Annotated in this window: 1 pseudogene; it reads left to right on the top strand. The window is 55.2% G+C overall.

What is annotated here, in order from left to right:
- Positions 1-323 precede the first annotated feature (323 nt).
- Positions 324-961, top strand: a pseudogene (locus B3187_RS03050) (carboxylate--amine ligase); the annotation flags it as partial.

The raw sequence follows: 961 nt of genomic DNA, 5'->3' as shown, positions 1-961 counted from the left end.
GAAGAACCAGGACTGATTCGTCAGTCAGGTTGTTCTGAAAAAGGCCGGCATTTGCCGGCCTTTTTTATTGGGGGGCAGGCGCTCTCGGTCACCATACGTAGGGCGGATAAGCGGAGCGCATCCGCCATAACCCTACTTGGGCGCATCCGCCATCACCAAACTCGGAAATCAGCCCTCCCTCCATATAACTATAAAGTCTATCGATACCATACGTGTCCCGGACCTTATGGCTGGTACAGTGCAAGCCTCTTGTCTATGTTTATAGATGGGCCCGTGCGATAGCGCTCGGGGTTGTACCACTGCCACGTCTGGAGAGTCCCACCATGAGTTCCAAGCACACTTTCAGTCCTGAAAAAGGTTACGTCGCATTGTTGGGCTGGGCCCTGGGTGCCATTGAAGCGGCCGACAAATTCGATCGTCGCTACGTGGTGGTGGCTCCAGAGTGGGCCGAAGCTTACTGCAAAGAGCATGATATCCCCTACGTGCCCTGGAACTTTGAGCGGCTGAACGATCGTTCCATGGAAATTGCCCAGACCCTGAAGGATATGGGCGTGGATGTGGCGATTCCTCTGTTTGAAGAAACCGTGGAGTGGGCCGGTGCAATCAACTCGGTCCTGCTGGATAACCCGCGCCTGTTTGGTCAGGCCATGCTGTTGCGGGACAAGGCGCTGATGAAGCGTCGTGCCCAGCTGGGCGGCATTCGCGTGGGAATTTTCGAAGAAGCACACGACAAGGAAGACGTCGTGCGCTTTTTGAAACGGGTCAATCAGACCTTGTTGAAACTGGACGGGGACCCCAATGACCCCATTCACCTGAAGGCTTTTGATAAAGCCGGTTGTCTGGGGCATCGGGTCATCCGAACGCCGGATGAAGTGGACACCATTCCCGACGAGGAATTTCCCGTGTTGATGGAGTCCCATCTTGATGGCTGGGAATTCGCCGTCGAGGCCTGGATTCACAA

The sequence above is a fragment of the Marinimicrobium sp. UBA4209 genome (assembly GCF_002381585.1).
Classification (GTDB): domain Bacteria; phylum Pseudomonadota; class Gammaproteobacteria; order Pseudomonadales; family Cellvibrionaceae; genus Marinimicrobium; species Marinimicrobium koreense.
The sequence above is the reverse complement of the archived record's forward strand: the minus strand, read 5'-3'. Positions and strand labels throughout refer to the sequence as shown.